Origin of the sequence: Archangium sp. Cb G35, from assembly GCF_001896145.1 — a bacterium.
GTDB lineage: Bacteria > Myxococcota > Myxococcia > Myxococcales > Myxococcaceae > Archangium > Archangium violaceum.
This window is the reverse complement of record NZ_MPOI01000019.1, coordinates 181,052-198,277: the sequence shown is the minus strand read 5'-3', so window position 1 is coordinate 198,277 and position 17,226 is coordinate 181,052. Positions and strand designations below refer to the sequence as shown.

The 17,226-nt window shown below is 68.6% G+C and carries 17 protein-coding genes and 1 pseudogene; 3 read left to right on the top strand and 15 right to left on the bottom strand.

All coding sequences use genetic code 11. The features are described 5' to 3' along the window. Window positions 1-15: 15 nt before the first annotated feature. The 10 genes from BO221_RS45370 to BO221_RS45325 all read right to left on the bottom strand — a co-directional run bounded on the left by BO221_RS45370 (window position 16) and on the right by BO221_RS45325 (window position 9,864). Window positions 16-699, bottom strand: coding sequence for a hypothetical protein (locus BO221_RS45370; RefSeq protein ID WP_073567163.1), 684 nt, complete (start codon window positions 697-699; stop codon window positions 16-18). A 14-nt stretch (window positions 700-713) separates the two neighbouring features. Continuing rightward, window positions 714-1,832, bottom strand: coding sequence for a glutamine-hydrolyzing carbamoyl-phosphate synthase small subunit (carA, locus tag BO221_RS45365; protein ID WP_073567162.1), 1,119 nt, complete (start codon window positions 1,830-1,832; stop codon window positions 714-716). Further along, entirely contained in the window at window positions 1,832-3,133 is a 1,302-nt protein-coding gene (locus BO221_RS45360; RefSeq protein ID WP_073567243.1) for a dihydroorotase, read from the bottom strand. The genes carA and BO221_RS45360 overlap by 1 nt, the downstream gene beginning before the upstream one ends. Then, entirely contained in the window at window positions 3,130-4,023 is an 894-nt protein-coding gene (locus tag BO221_RS45355) for an aspartate carbamoyltransferase catalytic subunit (protein WP_073567161.1), read from the bottom strand. The genes BO221_RS45360 and BO221_RS45355 overlap by 4 nt, the downstream gene beginning before the upstream one ends. 15 nt (window positions 4,024-4,038) lie before the next feature. Next, the gene (locus BO221_RS45350; protein WP_143196059.1) at window positions 4,039-4,455 is read right to left on the bottom strand and encodes a hypothetical protein; all 417 of its coding nucleotides are present in this window, start codon (window positions 4,453-4,455) and stop codon (window positions 4,039-4,041) included. A gap of 53 nt (window positions 4,456-4,508) precedes the next feature. Beyond that, entirely contained in the window at window positions 4,509-5,753 is a 1,245-nt protein-coding gene (gene lepB / locus BO221_RS45345; protein WP_073567159.1) for a signal peptidase I, read from the bottom strand. Between the two features lie 3 nt (window positions 5,754-5,756). Beyond that, a complete protein-coding gene (gene lepA, locus BO221_RS45340) occupies window positions 5,757-7,568 on the bottom strand; it encodes a translation elongation factor 4 (RefSeq protein WP_073567158.1) in 1,812 nt (603 codons plus the stop codon). Window positions 7,569-7,704: 136 nt separating this feature from the next. Next, window positions 7,705-8,631 carry an NAD-dependent epimerase/dehydratase family protein gene (locus BO221_RS45335; protein ID WP_073567157.1) on the bottom strand — a complete coding sequence of 309 codons (927 nt, stop codon included), beginning with the start codon at window positions 8,629-8,631 and terminating at the stop codon, window positions 7,705-7,707. Between the two features lie 57 nt (window positions 8,632-8,688). After that, entirely contained in the window at window positions 8,689-9,648 is a 960-nt protein-coding gene (locus BO221_RS45330) for a UDP-glucuronic acid decarboxylase family protein (protein WP_073567242.1), read from the bottom strand. A gap of 33 nt (window positions 9,649-9,681) precedes the next feature. Then, window positions 9,682-9,864 (bottom strand): ribbon-helix-helix domain-containing protein, encoded by a 183-nt coding sequence (locus BO221_RS45325; RefSeq protein ID WP_043408044.1) that lies wholly within the window; start codon window positions 9,862-9,864, stop codon window positions 9,682-9,684. Between the two features lie 28 nt (window positions 9,865-9,892). On the opposite strand from BO221_RS45325, the gene BO221_RS45320 reads away from it, so the two are divergent. Beyond that, window positions 9,893-10,513 carry a hypothetical protein gene (locus BO221_RS45320; protein ID WP_073567156.1) on the top strand — a complete coding sequence of 207 codons (621 nt, stop codon included), beginning with the start codon at window positions 9,893-9,895 and terminating at the stop codon, window positions 10,511-10,513. A 13-nt stretch (window positions 10,514-10,526) separates the two neighbouring features. On the opposite strand, the gene manA is transcribed toward BO221_RS45320, so the two are convergent. The 4 genes from manA to BO221_RS45300 form a co-directional block, all read right to left on the bottom strand. Next, the gene (gene manA, locus BO221_RS45315; protein WP_073567155.1) at window positions 10,527-11,726 is read right to left on the bottom strand and encodes a mannose-6-phosphate isomerase, class I; all 1,200 of its coding nucleotides are present in this window, start codon (window positions 11,724-11,726) and stop codon (window positions 10,527-10,529) included. Between the two features lie 50 nt (window positions 11,727-11,776). Next, window positions 11,777-12,676, bottom strand: a complete 900-nt coding sequence (locus BO221_RS45310; RefSeq protein WP_073567154.1) for an SPOR domain-containing protein — start codon at window positions 12,674-12,676, stop codon at window positions 11,777-11,779. A gap of 152 nt (window positions 12,677-12,828) precedes the next feature. Beyond that, window positions 12,829-13,875, bottom strand: a complete 1,047-nt coding sequence (mnmA, locus tag BO221_RS45305; RefSeq protein WP_073567153.1) for a tRNA 2-thiouridine(34) synthase MnmA — start codon at window positions 13,873-13,875, stop codon at window positions 12,829-12,831. Between the two features lie 269 nt (window positions 13,876-14,144). Continuing rightward, a complete protein-coding gene (locus BO221_RS45300) occupies window positions 14,145-15,419 on the bottom strand; it encodes a CCA tRNA nucleotidyltransferase (RefSeq protein ID WP_073567152.1) in 1,275 nt (424 codons plus the stop codon). 245 nt (window positions 15,420-15,664) lie between these two features. On the opposite strand from BO221_RS45300, the gene BO221_RS45295 reads away from it, so the two are divergent. Then, a complete protein-coding gene (locus tag BO221_RS45295) occupies window positions 15,665-15,877 on the top strand; it encodes a hypothetical protein (RefSeq protein ID WP_233166551.1) in 213 nt (70 codons plus the stop codon). Window positions 15,878-15,932: 55 nt separating this feature from the next. On the opposite strand, the gene BO221_RS45290 is transcribed toward BO221_RS45295, so the two are convergent. Further along, a complete protein-coding gene (locus tag BO221_RS45290) occupies window positions 15,933-16,838 on the bottom strand; it encodes a LysR family transcriptional regulator (RefSeq protein ID WP_073567151.1) in 906 nt (301 codons plus the stop codon). 188 nt (window positions 16,839-17,026) lie between these two features. Between BO221_RS45290 and BO221_RS54465 the strand changes: the two are divergent. Next, window positions 17,027-17,200, top strand: a pseudogene (locus BO221_RS54465) (alcohol dehydrogenase); the annotation flags it as partial. Window positions 17,201-17,226 lie beyond the last annotated feature (26 nt).

Genomic DNA, 17,226 nt, shown 5'->3' with positions numbered 1-17,226 from the left:
GCCCCACTGTGACCACTAGCTCGCGGAAGCGAGCCAGGGCGTGGTCTGCGAGAAGTCGTAGATGCGCTCGATGGCGATCTGCTTGTAGCGCTCGACCTTCACAGCGCGCCGGGCGCACTCCCAGACGAGCTCCGAGGGAGGACGATCCGGCTCCTTCTTCTTGCGGCGCTTGACCTCGGCCTTGATGGCCTTCAGGGCGACGCGAGGGTGGAAGCAGAAGGCCGAGGAGAACAGCAGGTGCCCGGCGAAGGGGATGAGCCGGGCCTCCAGCACATCGCCCGTCTCGAGCCCCGCCACGGTGCGGCGCTCGGTGACGTCGAAGTCCTTGCCGGAGAACAGCTCACGCAGACGCACGAGGCCCTTGCCCAGCTTGCGCACCTCGAAGAGGCCGTGGACGGTCTCCGTGAAGCAGCGGAAGGCGTTGGCCTCCTCGGGCGAGGCGCCCTGCAGCCGCAGCTGGTACAGCTCCGCGGCGGGCGTCAGCTTGGAGATCGGCGAGACCCGGTCGAACAGATAGAAGTCCAGGAAGGACGCCATCCGCAGCTCGAAGATCTTGTCGTCCTCGAAGACCTCGCCGGTGAGGCGGAGGTACTCCGCCTTGGCCTCCAGCAGGTCGGGCTTGCGTGACTCCTGGCTCCCAAAGGCGATGAGCTGGTCGAGATAGGGCTGATACGACAGCGGCGAAAGGGGGGAGTCCATGGGGCAGCGAGATCCTACTCTCCGGCCATGAGCTTCGCGAAACGTGAGAACAGGTACCGGGCGTCATGGGGCCCGGGCGAAGCTTCCGGGTGGTACTGCACGCTGAAGGCGCGGGCGTCGGGGATGCTCAGGCCCTCCACGGTGCCGTCGTTGAGGTTGATGTGGCTCACCACCGCCTTGCCCTTCACGCTCGCATCATCCACCGCGAAGCCGTGGTTCTGCGAGGTGATCTCCACCTTGCCGGTGGTCAGGTCCTTGACTGGCTGGTTGGCGCCCCGGTGGCCGAACTTCATCTTGTACGTCCGCCCGCCCAGGGCGAGCGCCAGGATCTGGTGACCCAGGCAGATGCCGAAGACGGGCACCTTGCCGAGCAGTCCGGCCACGACCTTGTCGGCGCCCTTCACGGCGGCGGGGTCTCCGGGGCCGTTGGCGAGGAAGATGCCGTGGGGCTTCTCGGCGAGCACGGCCTCGGCGGTGGTGCCGGCGGGAACCACCTTCACGCGGCAGCCCACATCCACCAGGAAGTGGAGCATGGAGCGCTTGAGGCCGTAGTCATAGGCCACCACGTCGAAGCGCAGCTCCGGAGCGGCGCGCGGGGCCTCGCCGAGCAGGTTCGGGCTGGGGGTGGTGAAGAGGTAGGACTCCTGGGTGGACACGCCGGTGGCGAGATCCAACCCCTCCATGCCGCGAGCCTTGCGGGCCCGCTCCACGAGCGCGGCCGGCGAGTGGTCCTCGGTGGAGATGACGCCCATCTGCGCGCCGTGCGTGCGCACGTGCCGCACCAGGCGCCGGGTGTCGATGCCCTCGATACCGACGATGCCGTGGCGCTTCAGGTAGACGTCGAGCGTCTCCGCGGAGCGCCAGTTGGAGGCCTGCTCGGAGGAGTTGCGCACGATCATGCCCACGGCGTGCGGCTTCACGGACTCCTGGTCCCCGGGGTTGGCGCCCACGTTGCCCATCTCGGGGTACGCCATGGTGACGATCTGCCCGACGTACGAGGGATCCGTGAGGATCTCCTGGTAGCCGGTCATCGACGTGTTGAACACCACCTCGCCCACCGTCTCGCCGGAGGCGCCGAGCGCGCGACCCTCGAAGGTGGTGCCATCCGCCAATGCCAGCACTGCCCGCTTCATCACCTGGACTCCTTGATGTGACCGTCCTCGAAGACGAGCCGCCCGGAGACCCACGTCTGGGCGACCCGGCCCGTCAAACGCCGGCCGTGAAAGGGGGTGTTCCGGCTGCGGGAGAAGAACCGCGCCGAATCCACCGTCCACTCCGCTTCCGGCTCTACCACCGTGATGTCCGCCGGGGCACCGGCGGCCAGATGGCCGCCCGGCAGCCCGAACGCCCTCGCCGGACCGTCCGTCAGCAGGGCCACCGCCCGCTGGAGGCTCATCACGCCCTCGCGCACCAGGGAGAGCGTCAGGCCGAGGGCCGTCTCCAGCCCCACCACGCCATTCCACGCCTTGTCGAACTCCACCTGCTTCTCCAACACGCCGTGGGGCGCGTGGTCCGTGGCGATGGCGTCGATGGTGCCGTCCACGAGCCCCTCGCGCACGGCCTCGATGTCGCGGCGGGTGCGCAGGGGCGGATTCATGCGGGCGTGGGTGTCGTAGGAGCCCACGGCCTCGTCATCCAGGATGAAGTGGTGCGGGGTGGCCTCGGCGGTGACATTGAGGCCACGGCGCTTGGCCTCGCGGATGAGGCGCACGCTGCCCTCGCAGGAGACATGGGCGACGTGCAGCCGCCCCTTCGTCTCCTCCAGGAGCACCATGTCGCGCGCCACCATGGCCACCTCGGCCGAGGGCGGGATGCCAGCGAGGCCCAGGCGCGTGGAGGTGCGGCCCTCGTTCATCACGCCCTTGCCCGAGAGCGTCAGATCCTCCTCGTGCACCATGACGGGGAGGTTGAAGAGCTGGGCGTACTGGAGGGCGCGGCGCATGAGGCCGGCGTTCATCACCGGGCGGCCGTCGTCGGTGATGCAGACGCAGCCGGCGCCGACGAGCGCCCCCATCTCCGCCATCTCCTCGCCCTGGAGGCCCTTGGTGATGGCGCCCGCCAGGTACACGTGGCACAGCCGCGCCTCGCGGGCCTTGGACTTCACGTACTCGCTGACGAGCACGCTGTCGTTGACGGGCTTGGTGTTGGGCATGGCCACCACCGCGGTGAAGCCGCCCGCCACCGCCGCCATGCAGCCGGTGAGGACCGTCTCCTTCCCCTCCTCGCCCGGCTCGCGCAGGTGCACGTGCAGGTCGATGAAGCCCGGCAGCACCAGCTTGCCCGTGGCGTCCACCACCCGCGCGTCCTGCACCTTCAGGGGCGCCTCGGACACCTCGGCGATGGTGCCGTCCCGCACCAGCACGTCACGCACACCGTCCACGCCGTTGCGCGGATCCACCACCCGCCCGCGGCTCAGCAGGATCGTCGAGCTCACCGGCACACCTCCTCGAGGATGGCGCGGCGCACGGCCACACCATGCGCCACCTGCTCCAGGATGACGCTACGGGAACCATCGGCCACGGCGGGGGCGATCTCCACGCCCCGGTTCATGGGGCCGGGGTGCATCACGAGCGCCTCCGGCTTGAGCCGCTCGGCGCGGGCGGCGTTGAGCCCGTACAGGCGGGAGAACTCACGCGTCGAGGGGAAGAAGTTCTCCCCCTGCCGCTCCGACTGCACGCGCAGACACATGACGGCATCGGCGCGGGGCAGCACGGCGTCCAGGTTCGTGGTGAGCTCGGCGCCGAAGGACTCCAGGCCGGGCGGCAGCAGCGTGGGCGGGCCGCACAGCACCACCTTCGCGCCCAGCGTGGTGAGGCAGTGCAGGTTGGAGCGGGCCACGCGGCTGTGGAGGATGTCGCCGACGATGAGCACCGTGCGTCCATCCAGGCTGCCCCAGCGGCGGCGCAGGGTGAAGGCATCCAGCAGGGCCTGCGAGGGATGCTCGTGTGTACCGTCCCCCGCGTTGACGACGGCGCAGCGCACGTGGCGCGCCACCAGGTGCGGGGCCCCCGAGGAGCGGTGCCGGATGATGAGCGCCACCGGGCCCGTGGCCTCGATGTTGCGGACCGTGTCCAGCAGCGTCTCACCCTTGGAGATGGAGGAGCCCGCCGTCGTCCAGTTGAGCACCTCGGCGCCGAGCGCGTGCGCCGCCATCTCGAAGGAGGTGCGGGTGCGCGTGGAGTCCTCGAAGAAGAGGTTGGCGATCACCCTGCCCCGCAGCACATGCGAGGCATCCGGCCCACCGTGCAGGTGTGCCTCGGCCCGTCCGAGCAGCGCCTCGATGTCCGCGCGCCGCAGGCCCTCGATTCCCAACAGGTGTCTCATGGGGTCCCCTGGGCACTACTTGCCGGGAATGCCTTCCTTCACGACATGGAAGCGGATGACGCGGACGTTGTTGGTGGGCTTGAGCTGCACCCGCCGCTCGTAGTCCACCTCGATGCGGACGTTCGGCGAGACCGTGCTGCGCTCGATGGTGATGTTCTCGTCCGTCAGGCCGAGCCCGGGCACGAGGACGTCCTGGTCGAACTTGTCCGTATCCCAGTGGGTGCCCACCTGGCTGGTGCGCTCGATGATCACCCTGCGCAACGTCTCGTCGTCCGCGGTCGGGGACCGGTTGAAGGCCACCGCGACGGCTTCCTTCACGTCGAAGTTGTCCGCGTACACGGGGATGAGCATCACGCCCAGATAGAGGCCCCCCACGACGAGGATGAGGAGCACCAGGCCGCCAAAGCTGATCTTCCCAGAGGGATGACGCATGAGGCCCCCGCGTAGCAGCGGCACGCGCGGGGCGTCAAGCATCGCGGCGGGTTTCAGCGGACCGGCTCGAACAGCCGGTCGGTGCGCAGTCCAGTCCCCTCGAAGAAGTTGCTGAACCAGCCACCGAACCCCAGCGCCATCCAGACGACCATGGCCTTGCCCTTGATGTGACCGTACGGGACGAACTCCACGCCCCCGCCGGCACCCAGGCCATAGCGGCTGTCCAGGCTGTTCTCCCGGTTGTCACCCATGACGAAGACGTGGCCCGGGGGAACGACGTAGGGCCCCTCGTACTCCATGCGGGCCTTGCTCCCCGGCTGCAACACGGAGTGGACCTTGCCGTCCAGGCTCTCGTGGTACAGCCGCAGGTGCTCCGGGTACCAGGGCGTGTTGTCCTGCCGGTTGTAGACGACCTGGTCCTCGTTCACCAAGGTGCGCGACTGGGGCGCGCCGTTGATGAAGACCTCGCCGTTGATGAGCTCCACCTTGTCCCCGGGGATGCCCACCACGCGCTTGATGAAGTCCAGCTCCAGCTGCACCGGGTTGTTGAAGACGATGACGTCTCCCCGCTCCGGCGCGCGGACGATCTGGAAGGGCACGTAGTTGGTGAAGGGCAGCCGCACCCCGTAGATGAACTTGTTGATGAAGACCTGATCGCCGATCTCCAGCGTGGGCAGCATGGAGCCGGAGGGGATGCGGTACGGCTCGATGATGAAGACGCGGATGATGACCGCGATGGCCAGCGCCTTGGCGAAGCCCGAGACGAAGTCCCCGAGGTCCTGCTTGCGCCACACCGCCAGCAACTGGGTGGCCAGCGTGTCGAGCGCCTTCGTCTCCTTCTCCAGCCCCTCGGCGTCCCCGGCCAGCGAGGCGGCCTCCACCTGCATGGCCTGCTCGGCCAGCCGCGTGGACGCCTCGGCGGGGATCTTCCCCGGCACCTTCTTGTGGATGCGCTCGATCTCCCCGATGAGCTCACGCGCCTCGTGCCGCAGGTGGCGCAGCCGGCTCTGCTTGGGCAGCGCGAAGCGCAGCACCATCAGCCCGAGGAAGTAGAGCAGCATCAACCCCGCAAGGCCCTGCATGAGCGGCTGGGCCCAGCCGGCCGAGGGGGGCACGAACTCGATGAGGATGATGTAGGGGATGAGCGCCAGGCCGAGGATGACCAGGGGCGCCCACAGGCTGGTGAGCAGCTCGCGCCACAGCAGCGCGCGGCTGGCCTTGATCTGCTCGGGCGTCCTGCGGGCGGCCATGGAGGCCTCGAGTCCCGCGGGAGCTTCGGTCGCGCTGCTGGTGGACATGGACTATTCCTCCGTCTTCAGCACCGCGAGGAAGGCCTCCTGCGGGATCTCCACCGAGCCCACCTGCTTCATGCGCTTCTTGCCCTCCTTCTGCTTCTCGAGGAGCTTGCGCTTGCGGCTGATGTCGCCGCCGTAGCACTTGGCGAGCACGTTCTTGCGGATGGCGGAGATCGTCTCACGCGAGATGATCTTCGCGCCAATGGCGCCCTGGATGGCCACCTCGTACATCTGCTTCGGGATGACCTCCTTGAGCTTCTGGCACACCTCGCGGCCGCGCTGGTAGGCGCGCTCCTTGTGGACGATGACGCTGAGCGCGTCCACTGGATCCCCGTTGATGAGGATGTCCAGGCGCACCAGGTCCGCCTCCACGTAGCCGGCCAGCTCGTAGTCCAGGCTGGCGTAGCCGCGGGTGACGCTCTTGAGCTTGTCGAAGAAGTCGAAGACGACCTCGGCCAGGGGCATCTCGTACGTCACCTGCACGCGCGTGCCGCTGGAGCCCAGGTACTTCATGTCCTTCTGCACGCCGCGCCGGTCCTGGCACAGCTTGAGCACCGCGCCCAGGTAGTCGTTGGGCACGTGGATGTGGCAGGTGAGGACGGGCTCCTCGAACTTGGCGATCTTCTGCACCGGCGGCAGCTTGGCCGGGTTGTCCACGTGCAGCACCGCGCCCTGCGAGTCGGTGATCCGGTACACCACCGACGGCGCCGTGGTGATGAGCGACAGGTTGTACTCGCGCTCCAGGCGCTCCTGGACGATCTCCATGTGCAACAGGCCCAGGTAGCCGCAGCGGAAACCGAAACCAAGCGCGGTGGAGGACTCGGGCTCGTAGGTGAAGGCCGCGTCGTTGAGCTTGAGCTTGGCGAGCGCGTCGCGCAGGCCCTCGTACTGCTCGGAGTCCACCGGGAAGATGCCGGAGAACACCATGGGCTTCACTTCCTTGAAGCCCGGGAAGGGCGCGTCCGTGGGACGCAGCTCCTCCGTCACGGTGTCACCCACCTTGGCGTCCTGGAGCTCCTTCACGTTGGCCACCAGCACGCCCACCTCTCCGGCGATGAGCTGCGGCACCGGACGGGAGAACGGGCTGAAGACACCCAGCTCCTGCACCTCGAAGGCCTTGTTGTTGCTCCACAGCTTGATCTTCTGCTTGAGCTTGAGCGTGCCCTCGAGCACGCGCACCAGCGTCACGACGCCACGGTAGTTGTCGTACCAGCTGTCGAAGATGAGGGCCCGGAGCGGAGCGGCGGGATCTCCCGAGGGGGGCGGCACGCTCTTCACCACCGCCTCCAGGATCTCCTTGATGCCGATGCCCTCCTTGGCGGAGGCCGGCACGGCGCTGGAGCCGTCGATGCCGATCACGTCCTCGATCTCCGTGCGCGTGCGATCCACGTCGGCGCTCGGCAGATCGATCTTGTTGATGACCGGGATGATCTCCAGGTTGTGATCCAGCGCCATGTAGACGTTGGCGAGCGTCTGGGCCTCGACGCCCTGGGTGGCGTCCACCACCAGGAGGGCGCCCTCGCACGCGGCGAGCGAGCGGCTCACCTCGTAGGCGAAGTCCACGTGTCCCGGGGTGTCGATGAGGTTGAGGACGTACTTCTGGCCGTCGTTGGCGGTGTAGTTCATCCGCACGGACTGGGCCTTGATGGTGATCCCGCGCTCGCGCTCCAGCTCCATGTTGTCGAGGAACTGGTCCTGCGCCTCGCGCTTGGTCACCGTTCCGGTGGCACCGAGCAGACGATCGGCCAGGGTGGACTTCCCGTGGTCGATGTGGGCGATGATCGAGAAATTGCGGATGTGAGCGTTGTCGGCCGGCATGGTAGGGGGGCCTCGGGCTACGTCGAAGCCGGCTTGAGTAACACCGAACCCCACCAAAATCCATGCGCGTGCGCGCCCGGCGTGCAACCCAAACGACGCCGGGCCGCCTCCCCTCCCCGCCGGGAGGACGGGAGGGCTAGCGGGAGGTGTGCTCGCGGAAGAACGACACCGTGCGGCGAAGCCCCTCGGGGAGCTCCACCGAGGGCTGCCAGCCGAGCACCCGGCGTGCCAGGGTGTTGTCCACGCAGGAGCGCAGTTGCTCGCCCGGCTTGCCGGGAGCATGGAGGGCGGGCTTGTCCACCCCCGCCGGCTGGGCCAGCAGGGTGTAGAGCCGGTTGATGTCCGTCTCCACGCCGGTGCCGATGTTGATGGCGCCCGAGTAGTCCTTCTCCACCGCCAGCACGTTGGCCCGCGCCACGTCCTCCACGTAGACGAAGTCGCGCGTCTGCTTGCCCTCGCCGTAGATGGTGCACTCGCGGCCGCCGAGCAGGCGCTGGCAGAAGATGGCCACCACGCCGGCCTCGCCGTGCGGGTTCTGCCGGGGGCCGTACACATTGGCGTACCGCAGGGCCACGTAGTTCATCCCGTACTGGGCCTTGTAGTAGCCGAGATACAGCTCACCCGAGGCCTTGGAGACACCATAGGGCGACACCGGCCGCGTGGCGTGGGTCTCGGGCGCGGGGAAGACGTCCTGCTCGCCGTAGATGGCCCCGCCGGTCGAGCTGAACACCACCTTCTGGACACCCGCGACGCGCGAGGCCTCCAGGAGGTTGAGGAAACCGAGGATGTTGGCCTCCGCGTCGAAGCGCGGGTCCTCCACACTGCGGCGCACATCCATCTGAGCGGCCAGGTGGCACATCACCTGGGGGCGCTCGGCGCGGATGAGCTGCGCGGCCTCCGGAGCCCGGATGTCCATGACCTCCAGACGCACCCGGGGGTCCAGGTTCTCCTTCCGTCCACTCGACAGATTGTCGAGGGCGATGACCTCATGCCCCGCGCGCACGAAGGCGTCGCACACATGCGAGCCAATGAATCCCGCCCCACCAGTCACCAGGACTTTCAACGTGCCGCTCCCGCCACCCCCAGGTGGCCACCAAAGAGAGAAAGTTTGGCGCGAAAGTTAGGGGGTAGAGCCCTTCCCGGCAACCGATCGGAACCAGGCAATCGTCTCCCGCAAACCCTCCTCCAGAGGTACTCGCGGCTCCCACCCGAGCAGTTGCCGGGCCCGGCTGATGTCCGGGCGGCGCTGCTTGGGGTCGTCCTTGGGCAGCGGCTTGTGGACGATGCGCCCTCCCCCACCCGCCGCGGCGCGCACCGCCTCGGCGAACTCGAGCATGGTCATCTCGCGGGGATTGCCGATGTTGACGGGCTCGATGACGTCCGAGAGGGACAGCCGGATCAGGCCGTCCACCAGGTCTCGCACGTAGCAGAAGGAGCGCGTCTGGGTGCCCTCGCCGAAGACGGTGAAGTCCTCGCCGCGCAGCGCCTGGCCCACGAAGGCGGGCACCACACGCCCGTCGTTGAGGCGCATCCTCGGCCCGTAGGTGTTGAAGATGCGGACGATGCGCGTCTGCACGCCATACGAGCGGGCGTACACCATGGTGAGCGCCTCGGCGTAGCGCTTGGCCTCGTCGTAGCAGGCGCGCGGGCCAATGGGATTCACGTTGCCCCAGTAGTCCTCGCGCTGCGGGTGCACGTGCGGATCTCCGTACACCTCCGAGGTGGAGGCCTGGAGGAACACGGCGCCCTTGGCCTGGGCCAGCTTGAGCCCGTTCTCCGTCCCCAGCGAGCCCACCCGCATCGTCTCCAGCGGCAGCTTCGCGTAGTCGATGGGCGAGGCCGGTGAGGCCATGTTGAAGACGTAGTGAACCGGCCCGTCCACCGAGAATCCCTCGGTGATGTCCTGCTTCACCACCTCGAAGCCCGCGCGGCCCCGCAGGTGCGCCACGTTGGCCTCGGCACCGGTGATGTAGTTGTCCACGGACACCACACCGGACGCGCCATCGTCCAGCAACCGCTCACACAGGTGCGAGCCCACGAAGCCCGATCCCCCGAGCACCACCACCCTCTGGCCCTTCATGCTCTTGCTCATGATCCCGCTCTGGTGTGGAGCTCAGCTCAGCTCGTCGAAGGACGCCTGCCCCGGCAACTGCGCCTTGTATTTCTCCAGCACGAGATCGATCCCCTGCCGGATGTACTCGGCCACGGGAACCTTGGTCTTCTGGTTCAGCGCCTTGAGCAGATCGTTCTGCTCCGGCGTGATGTAGATGGTGGTGCTGATCTTCTTTCGGGCCATGGCGATATGTGAAAATATATGGACTTACATGTCCCTTGAAGCGCTGTTTTCGAGCCGTGTCGTACAGCCCTCGAAGCTCGGATGGGTGGCGGGGCTCGCGCTGGTGGGTCTTTGTGGGTGCGCATCCGACCAATCCGTGAAGAAGCCGGAGGAGGCGCAGGCGAAGGAGGAGGTGGCGCCCCAGCCCATCCGCCCGGAACCGGCCGCCAACGAGAAGGTGACGGAGAAGGACACCAACGGCGATCAGAAGCCGGACGTGTGGATCTTCACGGTGGACGGGCGGATGGTCCGTAAGGAACTGGACATCAACTGGGATGACCGGGTGGACCTCACCACGTACTACGACGCCCGCGAGGAGCGGGAGCGCGAGGCGATGGACCTCGACTTCGACGGGAAGGTGGACTCCGTCTACTTCTACGAGAAGGGCATCAACGTCCGGCGGGAGCGCGACCTGAACGGGGACGGCAAGCCGGACGTGTGGATCTTCTACGAGAAGGGGCGGCTGGCCCGGAAGGAGCGGGACTCCAACGGGGACGGCCGCGTGGACTACTGGGAGTATTGGGAGAACAACCAGGTCGATCGCATCGGCGAGGACCTGGATGGCGACGGCAACGTGGACAAGTGGAGCCGCGGCACTCCCGCCGAGTAGCCCACCGGCGCAATCAAAGGCCGGAGGTGGCGCGGTAGACGACGCCCTCGCCCTCGAGCGTGTAGGCCCCCTCGGCCGCGCTCACGAACACCGAGGCCCCCCGGGGCAGCGCGAGCGTCTCGCCCCCGGAGGACAGCCGGGCGGAGCCCTCGGTGCACAGGAGGATCTCCGGCCCACGCCGCTCCGGCCGGGCGGACACCCCGGGGCGGAGCTGGAAGCGCGAGAGGCGGAACTCGTCCGTGGGCGTGGGGTAGACGGACTCCACCCCGTCCGTGGTGGCCGCCGGGACCAGGCCGATGGGGCCGCACCGGAAGTCCAGCACGCGGAGCAGCTCCGGGACGTCCACGTGCTTGGGCGTGCACCCGCCGCGCAACACGTTGTCCGAGTTGGCCATGATCTCCACGCCCACGCCACGCAGGTACGCGTGGAGGTTGCCCGCGGACAGGTAGATGGCCTCGCCCGGCCGCAACCGCACGAGGTTGAGCATCAACGCGCCGATGACGCCGGGATCGCCCGGGTAGAGCTCGCCGAGCCGCAGGGCCCACTGCAGCTCCGCCGCGAAGTGGCCCCCCTTCCCTTCGCGCGCCGAGCAGGCGGCGACCACCGCGTCCACCAGGGGCCCCCGCGACTCGCGAGGCAGCGTCATCAGCGCCTCGAACATGCACGCCACGCCCTTCGCATCCGGCGACGCACGCAGCGGGGCGAGCAGCGGCTCGAGGGCGGCCACGCCGAGCGAATCGAAGAGGGCGAGCGTCTCGTCCGCGCTCCGGAAGCCACACAGCGCATCGAAGGGCGTCAGCGCGCAGATGAGCTCGGGCTTGTGGTTGGCGTCCTTGTAGTTGCGGTGCGAGGCGCTCACGGGCACGCCGAGCGCGTTCTCACGGGCGTACCCTTCGCGGGCCTGGGCGAGACTCGGGTGCGTTTGCAAGGACAGCGGGGTTTCCGCCGCGAGCACCTTGAACAGGAAGGGCAGCTCGGCGCCGAAGCGGCGCGTCACCTGCTCACCGAGCTCCCGCTCCGGCGAGGCCCGGATGACCTCCAGCAGCGAGCCCCCGCCCGCCGGCCGCTTCACGCGCGACGGGGCACCGGGGTGGGCTCCCATCCACAGCTCCGCCTGGCAGGCGGCGGAGGGCGAGGGTTGCCCGAGCAACTCGGCGATAGCGGTCCGCGAGCCCCAGGCGTACGGCTGGATGACGTTGTCGAGGAGGTCCATTCAGCGGCGCCCATAGCACTCCGGGCGCCGGCCCGCCATGCACCGGCGGTCTAGTTCGCGGCCACGAAGGCCTGGATCTGCGTCTCGCGCTTGAAGTCCGACAGGTAGCGGGAGGCGGCATCCTTCGAGGGGAAGCTGCCCATGCGGACGCGGTACCAGGTGCCCTTGTTGGGGACCTCGGCGGTGACGATGTACGGGGCGTAGCCACGGTCCCGGAGCTTCGTCGCGAAGCGCTCGGCCTCCGGACGATTCTGGAAGGCGGAGATCTGCAGGGTGAAGGCACCGCCAGGGGCGGCCTCGGTGGGCCGCTGGGTGGCGCGGGCGATGGCGTCCTTCAGACCGCCGCCCTGGGCCGGAGCCGTGGTGCGGGTAGGCACGGGAGCGGCCTCCACCTTGCCCGGCACGGGAGCGGGCTTGCTCTCGGCCACCTGGGCCGCTGCGGGCTTGGACTCCGGCTTCGGCTCGGCGGGCTTGGACTCCGGCTTCGGCTTCGGCTCGGTGGCCTGGGCCGTGGCGGGAGGCGCGTAGTCGTCATCCGTGGGCGACGAGGCGGGCTCCTCCGCGGGGACCTCGGCGATCTGGGGCTCGGCGGCCTGGGGCTCCGGCTTCGGCTCGGCGGGCTTGGGCTTGGGGGCCGGCGGAGGGATGGCGACCGTGACGGTGCCGGGCTTGGAGGCATCGGAGCCACTCTTCCGGGTGAGCTCGTCCTGGAAGGTGAGCGGCTGCTCGGCCTCGCGGGCCTGCTGGAGGGCCTGGGCGTTGGCGTCGAGCGCGGAGAGGAGATCCGGCGCGGCGGCGGTCTGGGCATTGCCGGCGAGCTTCTTACCGACCACGACGCCGAGGACGAACACGGCGCCCATCACGATGATGCCCGCGATCAACAGGCTGACGATCTGCCGGTTGTCGAGCGTAACATCGAACTTCTCTTTCATCCGGTGGGCATCGCGCATGACGTGACATTCCTCGCGTGTACGGCGCCCCGGCGCGGCCACACGAGTGTCGCGGCCTGTAGCGTCGAGGTGTGCCGGAAGGTACGCCCCGCCTACAGGCCGGTCAAATTCAGTGCGCGCACAGCGTCACGCCCTGCCTGTTGCGGCGAGGCTCAAACAATCCACCCACCGCCCAGTACGTGCTCTCCGTCATAAACGACGGCTGCCTGCCCGGGTGTCACGGCGCGGGCCGGCGAGTCGAGGTGGATGGACACGAGCCCATGCTGAGAGACGCGCACGTGGCCGGGAGCACCGGGGTGACGGTGGCGGATGCGGACCATCACGGACTTCTCGGGAGGCGGCGGCCCATCCACCCAGTGGGGCTGGAGGAGACCGAAGGAGTCACGAGCGGTCTCGTCGGCGGGGCCCACGACGACGCGGCGGGACTCGGGCTCGATGCGCTGGACGTAGCGGGCCTCGCCGCCTCCGAGGTTGAGGCCGCGGCGCTGACCGACGGTGAAGCGGTGCACACCGGCGTGGGTGCCGAGCACATGGCCCTCGGTGTCGACGATTTCCCCGGAGGGCTGGGGGCCGGCGACCTTCTCGACGAAGCCGGCGTAGTCGCCATCGGGCACGAAGCAGATCTCCATGCTCTCGGGCTTGTGGCTGGTGGGGAGGGCATGGCGCTCGGCGACGGCGCGGACCTCGGACTTGGTCATGCCGCCGACGGGGAAGAGGACGTCGGTGAGCTCCTGCTGACCGAGGGTGAAGAGGAAGTAGCTCTGATCCTTGGCGGCGTCGACGGCGCGGCGGAGGACGAACCTGCCGTCCTGCTGCTCGACGCGGGCGTAGTGGCCGGTGGCGAGCCGGGCGCCGAGGGCGCGGGCGCGCTTGAGGAGGAAGTTGAACTTCACATCGCGGTTGCAGGCGACGCAGGGGATGGGCGTCTTGCCGCCGAGGTAGGACTGGACGAAGGGGCTGACGACGCGGTCCTTGAAGAGGTCCTCGGCGTTGGCGACGTAGAAGGGGATGCCGAGCGTCTGGGCGACGGCGCGGGCATCGTCGATGTCATCGGGGCTGCAGCAACTGCCGCACTGGGCCTTGCCCTCATAGGACCAGACCCGGAGGGTGATACCGATGACCTCATGGCCCTGCTCCTTGAGCAGGGCGGCGGCGGCGGAGGAGTCCACCCCACCACTCATGGCAACGACGACTCGCATGACGTCCCTATCTACACGCCGGCCAGCCCGGGTGCGACCCAACTGAAGCAAGAGAACAACCGACGAGAACAACCGACGAGAACAACCGACGAGAACAACCGACGAGAACAACCGACGTCAGAGAACAACAACCCGGACAAATCCCCTCGCCCCCCGGGAGAGGGACGGGGTGAGGGTGCCGAGCCCCCCAGGTTGCCCACTGTGTCTGCCCCCTCTCCCTCTGGGAGAGGGCTGGGGTGAGGGTCTACTCCCCTGCCCCACGAACGACCTCAGGACCCACGGGCCTGCCGCCAGGCCAACAACATCTCCTTCAACCTCTCCGAGTCATTGAGGGAAGGCTCATCGAGAACCCGCTCGAGCAGAAACCGGGTGGCCTCGCCAACGATGGGAGAAGGCCCGACGCCCAGGGTGGCCATGATGGCGCCCCCATTGAGTGCGAGGTCCTTTGCGGACAGCGGAGGCTTCGAGGCGGCAATCCCATGCAGCCGGCCAATCAGGGCATCCATTTCGGGAAGCCGGGCCGGATCCCGGGCCTGGATCCGGGCCCGGGCCACGGAGGTGAGCGCCTCGACATTGGCGAGCCCCACCTTCGCCAGGAGCCGGCGGAGCGCGGGATCCGGATCCCCGGCATGCCGCTCGAGCGCGGCGTGCGAGATCAACAGCTTCACCCGCTCGATGGTCTTGGTGGGGAACTTGAGCCGGACGCCGATCTCCTCGGCCTGCTGAGGGGTGACGAGGTCGGCCAGCAGAGCGGCGAGACGGATCTCCACATCGACGGGCTCGGCGGCGGCGGCGGTGCGAGCAAGTCGAGCGGCCTCGGCATCGGCGCGGGCAAGCTCGGGCAGGAACACGTCGAGCAACCCGGTGGTGGCGAGCAACTCGAGCCCGAAGGCCTCGCGCTTGGAGAGGAGCAGCTTGACGAACTCCTCGCGGACGCGCTCGTGGGCGACCTTGCGGAAGACGGGGAGCGTTTCGGGGATGGCGGCCTGGGTGCGGGGGTCGAGCGTGAAGTCGAGCACGGCGGCGAAGCGCACGGCGCGCATGGGACGCAACCCATCCTCGGAGAAACGCTCGACGGCCGAGCCCACGCAGCGCACGACACGGGCCTTCAGGTCCTGCTGTCCGCCGAAGGGATCGGCGAGCTCATGCGTGAGGGGATTCCACGCCATGGCGTTGATGGTGAAGTCGCGGCGGGAGAGGTCCTTGACGATGTCCTGCTCGAAGGTGACGGCGGAGGGGCGGCGGCCGTCGTGGTAGTCGCCCTCGCTGCGGAAGGTGGTGACCTCGACGTGGGTGCCGCCCTGGACGACGGTGACGGTGCCGTGCTGGATGCCGGTGGGGATGACCTTGCGGAAGGCGCGCTGGACCTCCTCGGGGAGCGCGCTGGTGGCGACGTCGAAGTCCTTGGGGTGGACGCCGCGGAGCGTGTCACGGACACAGCCGCCGACGAGGAACACGGCATGGCCCAGCTCATGGAGGCGGGCGATGACGTCCAGGACGGGGCGCGGGACGTCGGCTTCGAGGAGAGGGGCAGGCGTCGTCATCGAGGCACACGGTTTATCACGCGTGCCCGCCCGCGTCCGAGGCAGTGTGGGTTCCGCATCCGAGCAGCTGGAAGCGCGTGCTCGGGGGCGCTGACGCATCACTGTGAAGCGCCGCTCAAGAGCCTATTCGTCCCCTGGCACGTAGTCTTCCGAGGGACCCGGGACGTACTTCTATTCGTGAACGGGGCACAACGGATCCGGACCCCCGGAGAAAGCCCCATCACGAAAGGTTCACCCTCGGCCGCGTGCAGCTCTGGGGCGGCAACGTCGAGGAGATTCGTCCGGGCGACGTGGTGTCGATTCCGCCCGGCCAGAAGCACTGGCACGGCGCATCCCCGACCACCGCGATGACCCACCTGGCCATCCAGGAGGGGCTCGACGGCAAGGTCGTCGAGTGGATGGAGAAGGTCACCGACGCGCAATACGGCACGCAACCCGGAAAGGAGAACGCACCATGAGCACCACCAGACCTCCCACCGCCGCACAGAAGTCCATCGGCGACTTCGCGCCGAATCACATCGCGTGTCTGGCCAGCTCCCTGGCCACGTCCACGAAGAGGCGCAGCGCCGGCGAGCGCTGCGCACGGCTGGGGTAGTAGAGGAAGAAGCCGGGCACCGTGGGCGCGTAGGCCTCGAGCACCCGCTTCAACCGCCCGGTACGTAGCTGCTCCGCCACCATGGGCTCCAAGGCGTACGCCAACCCCAGGCCCTGCTCCGCGAGGGCCACGCTCATCTGGTTGTCGTTGGTGATGACGCCTCCACGCACTGGCACGCGCCAGTTCCTGCTGCCCCGCTCCAGCTCCCAGGCATAGAGCACCCCGGTGCTCCCCATGCGGAAGGTGATGCACTCGTGGCGCAGGAGGTCCTCGGGCCGCTGGGGCGTCCCGTGGCGCTCGAGGTAATCCGGCGTGCCCACCACCACGAAGCGGAAGGCGTCGGTGAGCCGCACCTGCACCATGTCGCGCTCGATGGCCTCGCTCAGCCGCACTCCCGCGTCGTAGCCCTCCGCCACGATGTCCACGAAGCGCTCCTCAATGACGGCCTCCACCTCCACCCGTGGGTGACGCTCGCGGAAGGTGGGCACCACCGGCGTGATGACGTAGGGCACCGCCGCCCTCGGCACCGACAGCCGCACCCGGCCCACCGCCTCTCCCGGCCGGGCGGACACCTCGGTGAGGGTAGCGAGCGCCTGTCCCAGGGCGGGACCCGCGCCCTCCACGAGCCGCCTGCCAGCCTCCGTCAGCGACACGCTGCGCGTCGTGCGGGTGAGCAGCACCACGCGCAGTTGCTTCTCGAGCTGGCGCACCGCCTGACTCACCGCGGGAGTGGAGACGCCGAGCTCGCGCGCCGCCCCGCTGAAGCTGCGCAGGCGGGCCACGACGAGGAATACCTGGAGCTGCGGGAGGAGAGCCGTATTCATCGCGGGAGTCCCTTCTGGTGCCGGGCCATCGGCGCGAATGCGCCGACGCTACCGAGGATCTCGGGCCTCACTGTTAAGCACCGCTTAAGAGCCTATTGGCTCCATGGCGCGTAGTCATCCGCGGACCCGGGGCGTACTTCTATTCGTGAACGGGGCGCAGCAGCCCCGACCCCACGGACCCCTGGAGAAACATGATCGGCGGAATCCGTCAGACCCAGGAGATGCTGAACTTCTGCGCCCGGCACCGCATCGGCGCCGACATCGAGGTCATCCCGGCCAGCAAGATCAACGACGCCTACGAGCGCGTGCTCTCCTCCGACGTCCGGTACCGGTTCGTGATCGATGCCGCGACCCTGAAGTAGCAACGACTTCGAGGCCGCTCCAGAGC

Bases quoted from the DNA above. Each gene is read 5' to 3' on its own strand.
- BO221_RS45370 (WP_073567163.1), bottom strand. From the start codon at position 699: ATGGACTCCCCCCTTTCGCCGCTGTCGTATCAGCCCTATCTCGACCAG.
- BO221_RS45325 (WP_043408044.1), bottom strand. From the start codon at position 9,864: ATGGCCCGAAAGAAGATCAGCACCACCATCTACATCACGCCGGAGCAG.
- lepA (WP_073567158.1), bottom strand. From the start codon at position 7,568: ATGCCGGCCGACAACGCTCACATCCGCAATTTCTCGATCATCGCCCAC.
- BO221_RS45290 (WP_073567151.1), bottom strand. From the start codon at position 16,838: ATGAATACGGCTCTCCTCCCGCAGCTCCAGGTATTCCTCGTCGTGGCC.
- mnmA (WP_073567153.1), bottom strand. From the start codon at position 13,875: ATGCGAGTCGTCGTTGCCATGAGTGGTGGGGTGGACTCCTCCGCCGCC.
- manA (WP_073567155.1), bottom strand. From the start codon at position 11,726: ATGGACCTCCTCGACAACGTCATCCAGCCGTACGCCTGGGGCTCGCGG.
- BO221_RS45330 (WP_073567242.1), bottom strand. From the start codon at position 9,648: ATGAAGGGCCAGAGGGTGGTGGTGCTCGGGGGATCGGGCTTCGTGGGC.
- BO221_RS45310 (WP_073567154.1), bottom strand. From the start codon at position 12,676: ATGCGCGATGCCCACCGGATGAAAGAGAAGTTCGATGTTACGCTCGAC.
- BO221_RS45300 (WP_073567152.1), bottom strand. From the start codon at position 15,419: ATGACGACGCCTGCCCCTCTCCTCGAAGCCGACGTCCCGCGCCCCGTC.
- BO221_RS45355 (WP_073567161.1), bottom strand. From the start codon at position 4,023: ATGAGACACCTGTTGGGAATCGAGGGCCTGCGGCGCGCGGACATCGAG.
- lepB (WP_073567159.1), bottom strand. From the start codon at position 5,753: ATGTCCACCAGCAGCGCGACCGAAGCTCCCGCGGGACTCGAGGCCTCC.
- carA (WP_073567162.1), bottom strand. From the start codon at position 1,832: ATGAAGCGGGCAGTGCTGGCATTGGCGGATGGCACCACCTTCGAGGGT.
- BO221_RS45320 (WP_073567156.1), top strand. From the start codon at position 9,893: ATGTCCCTTGAAGCGCTGTTTTCGAGCCGTGTCGTACAGCCCTCGAAG.
- BO221_RS45350 (WP_143196059.1), bottom strand. From the start codon at position 4,455: ATGCGTCATCCCTCTGGGAAGATCAGCTTTGGCGGCCTGGTGCTCCTC.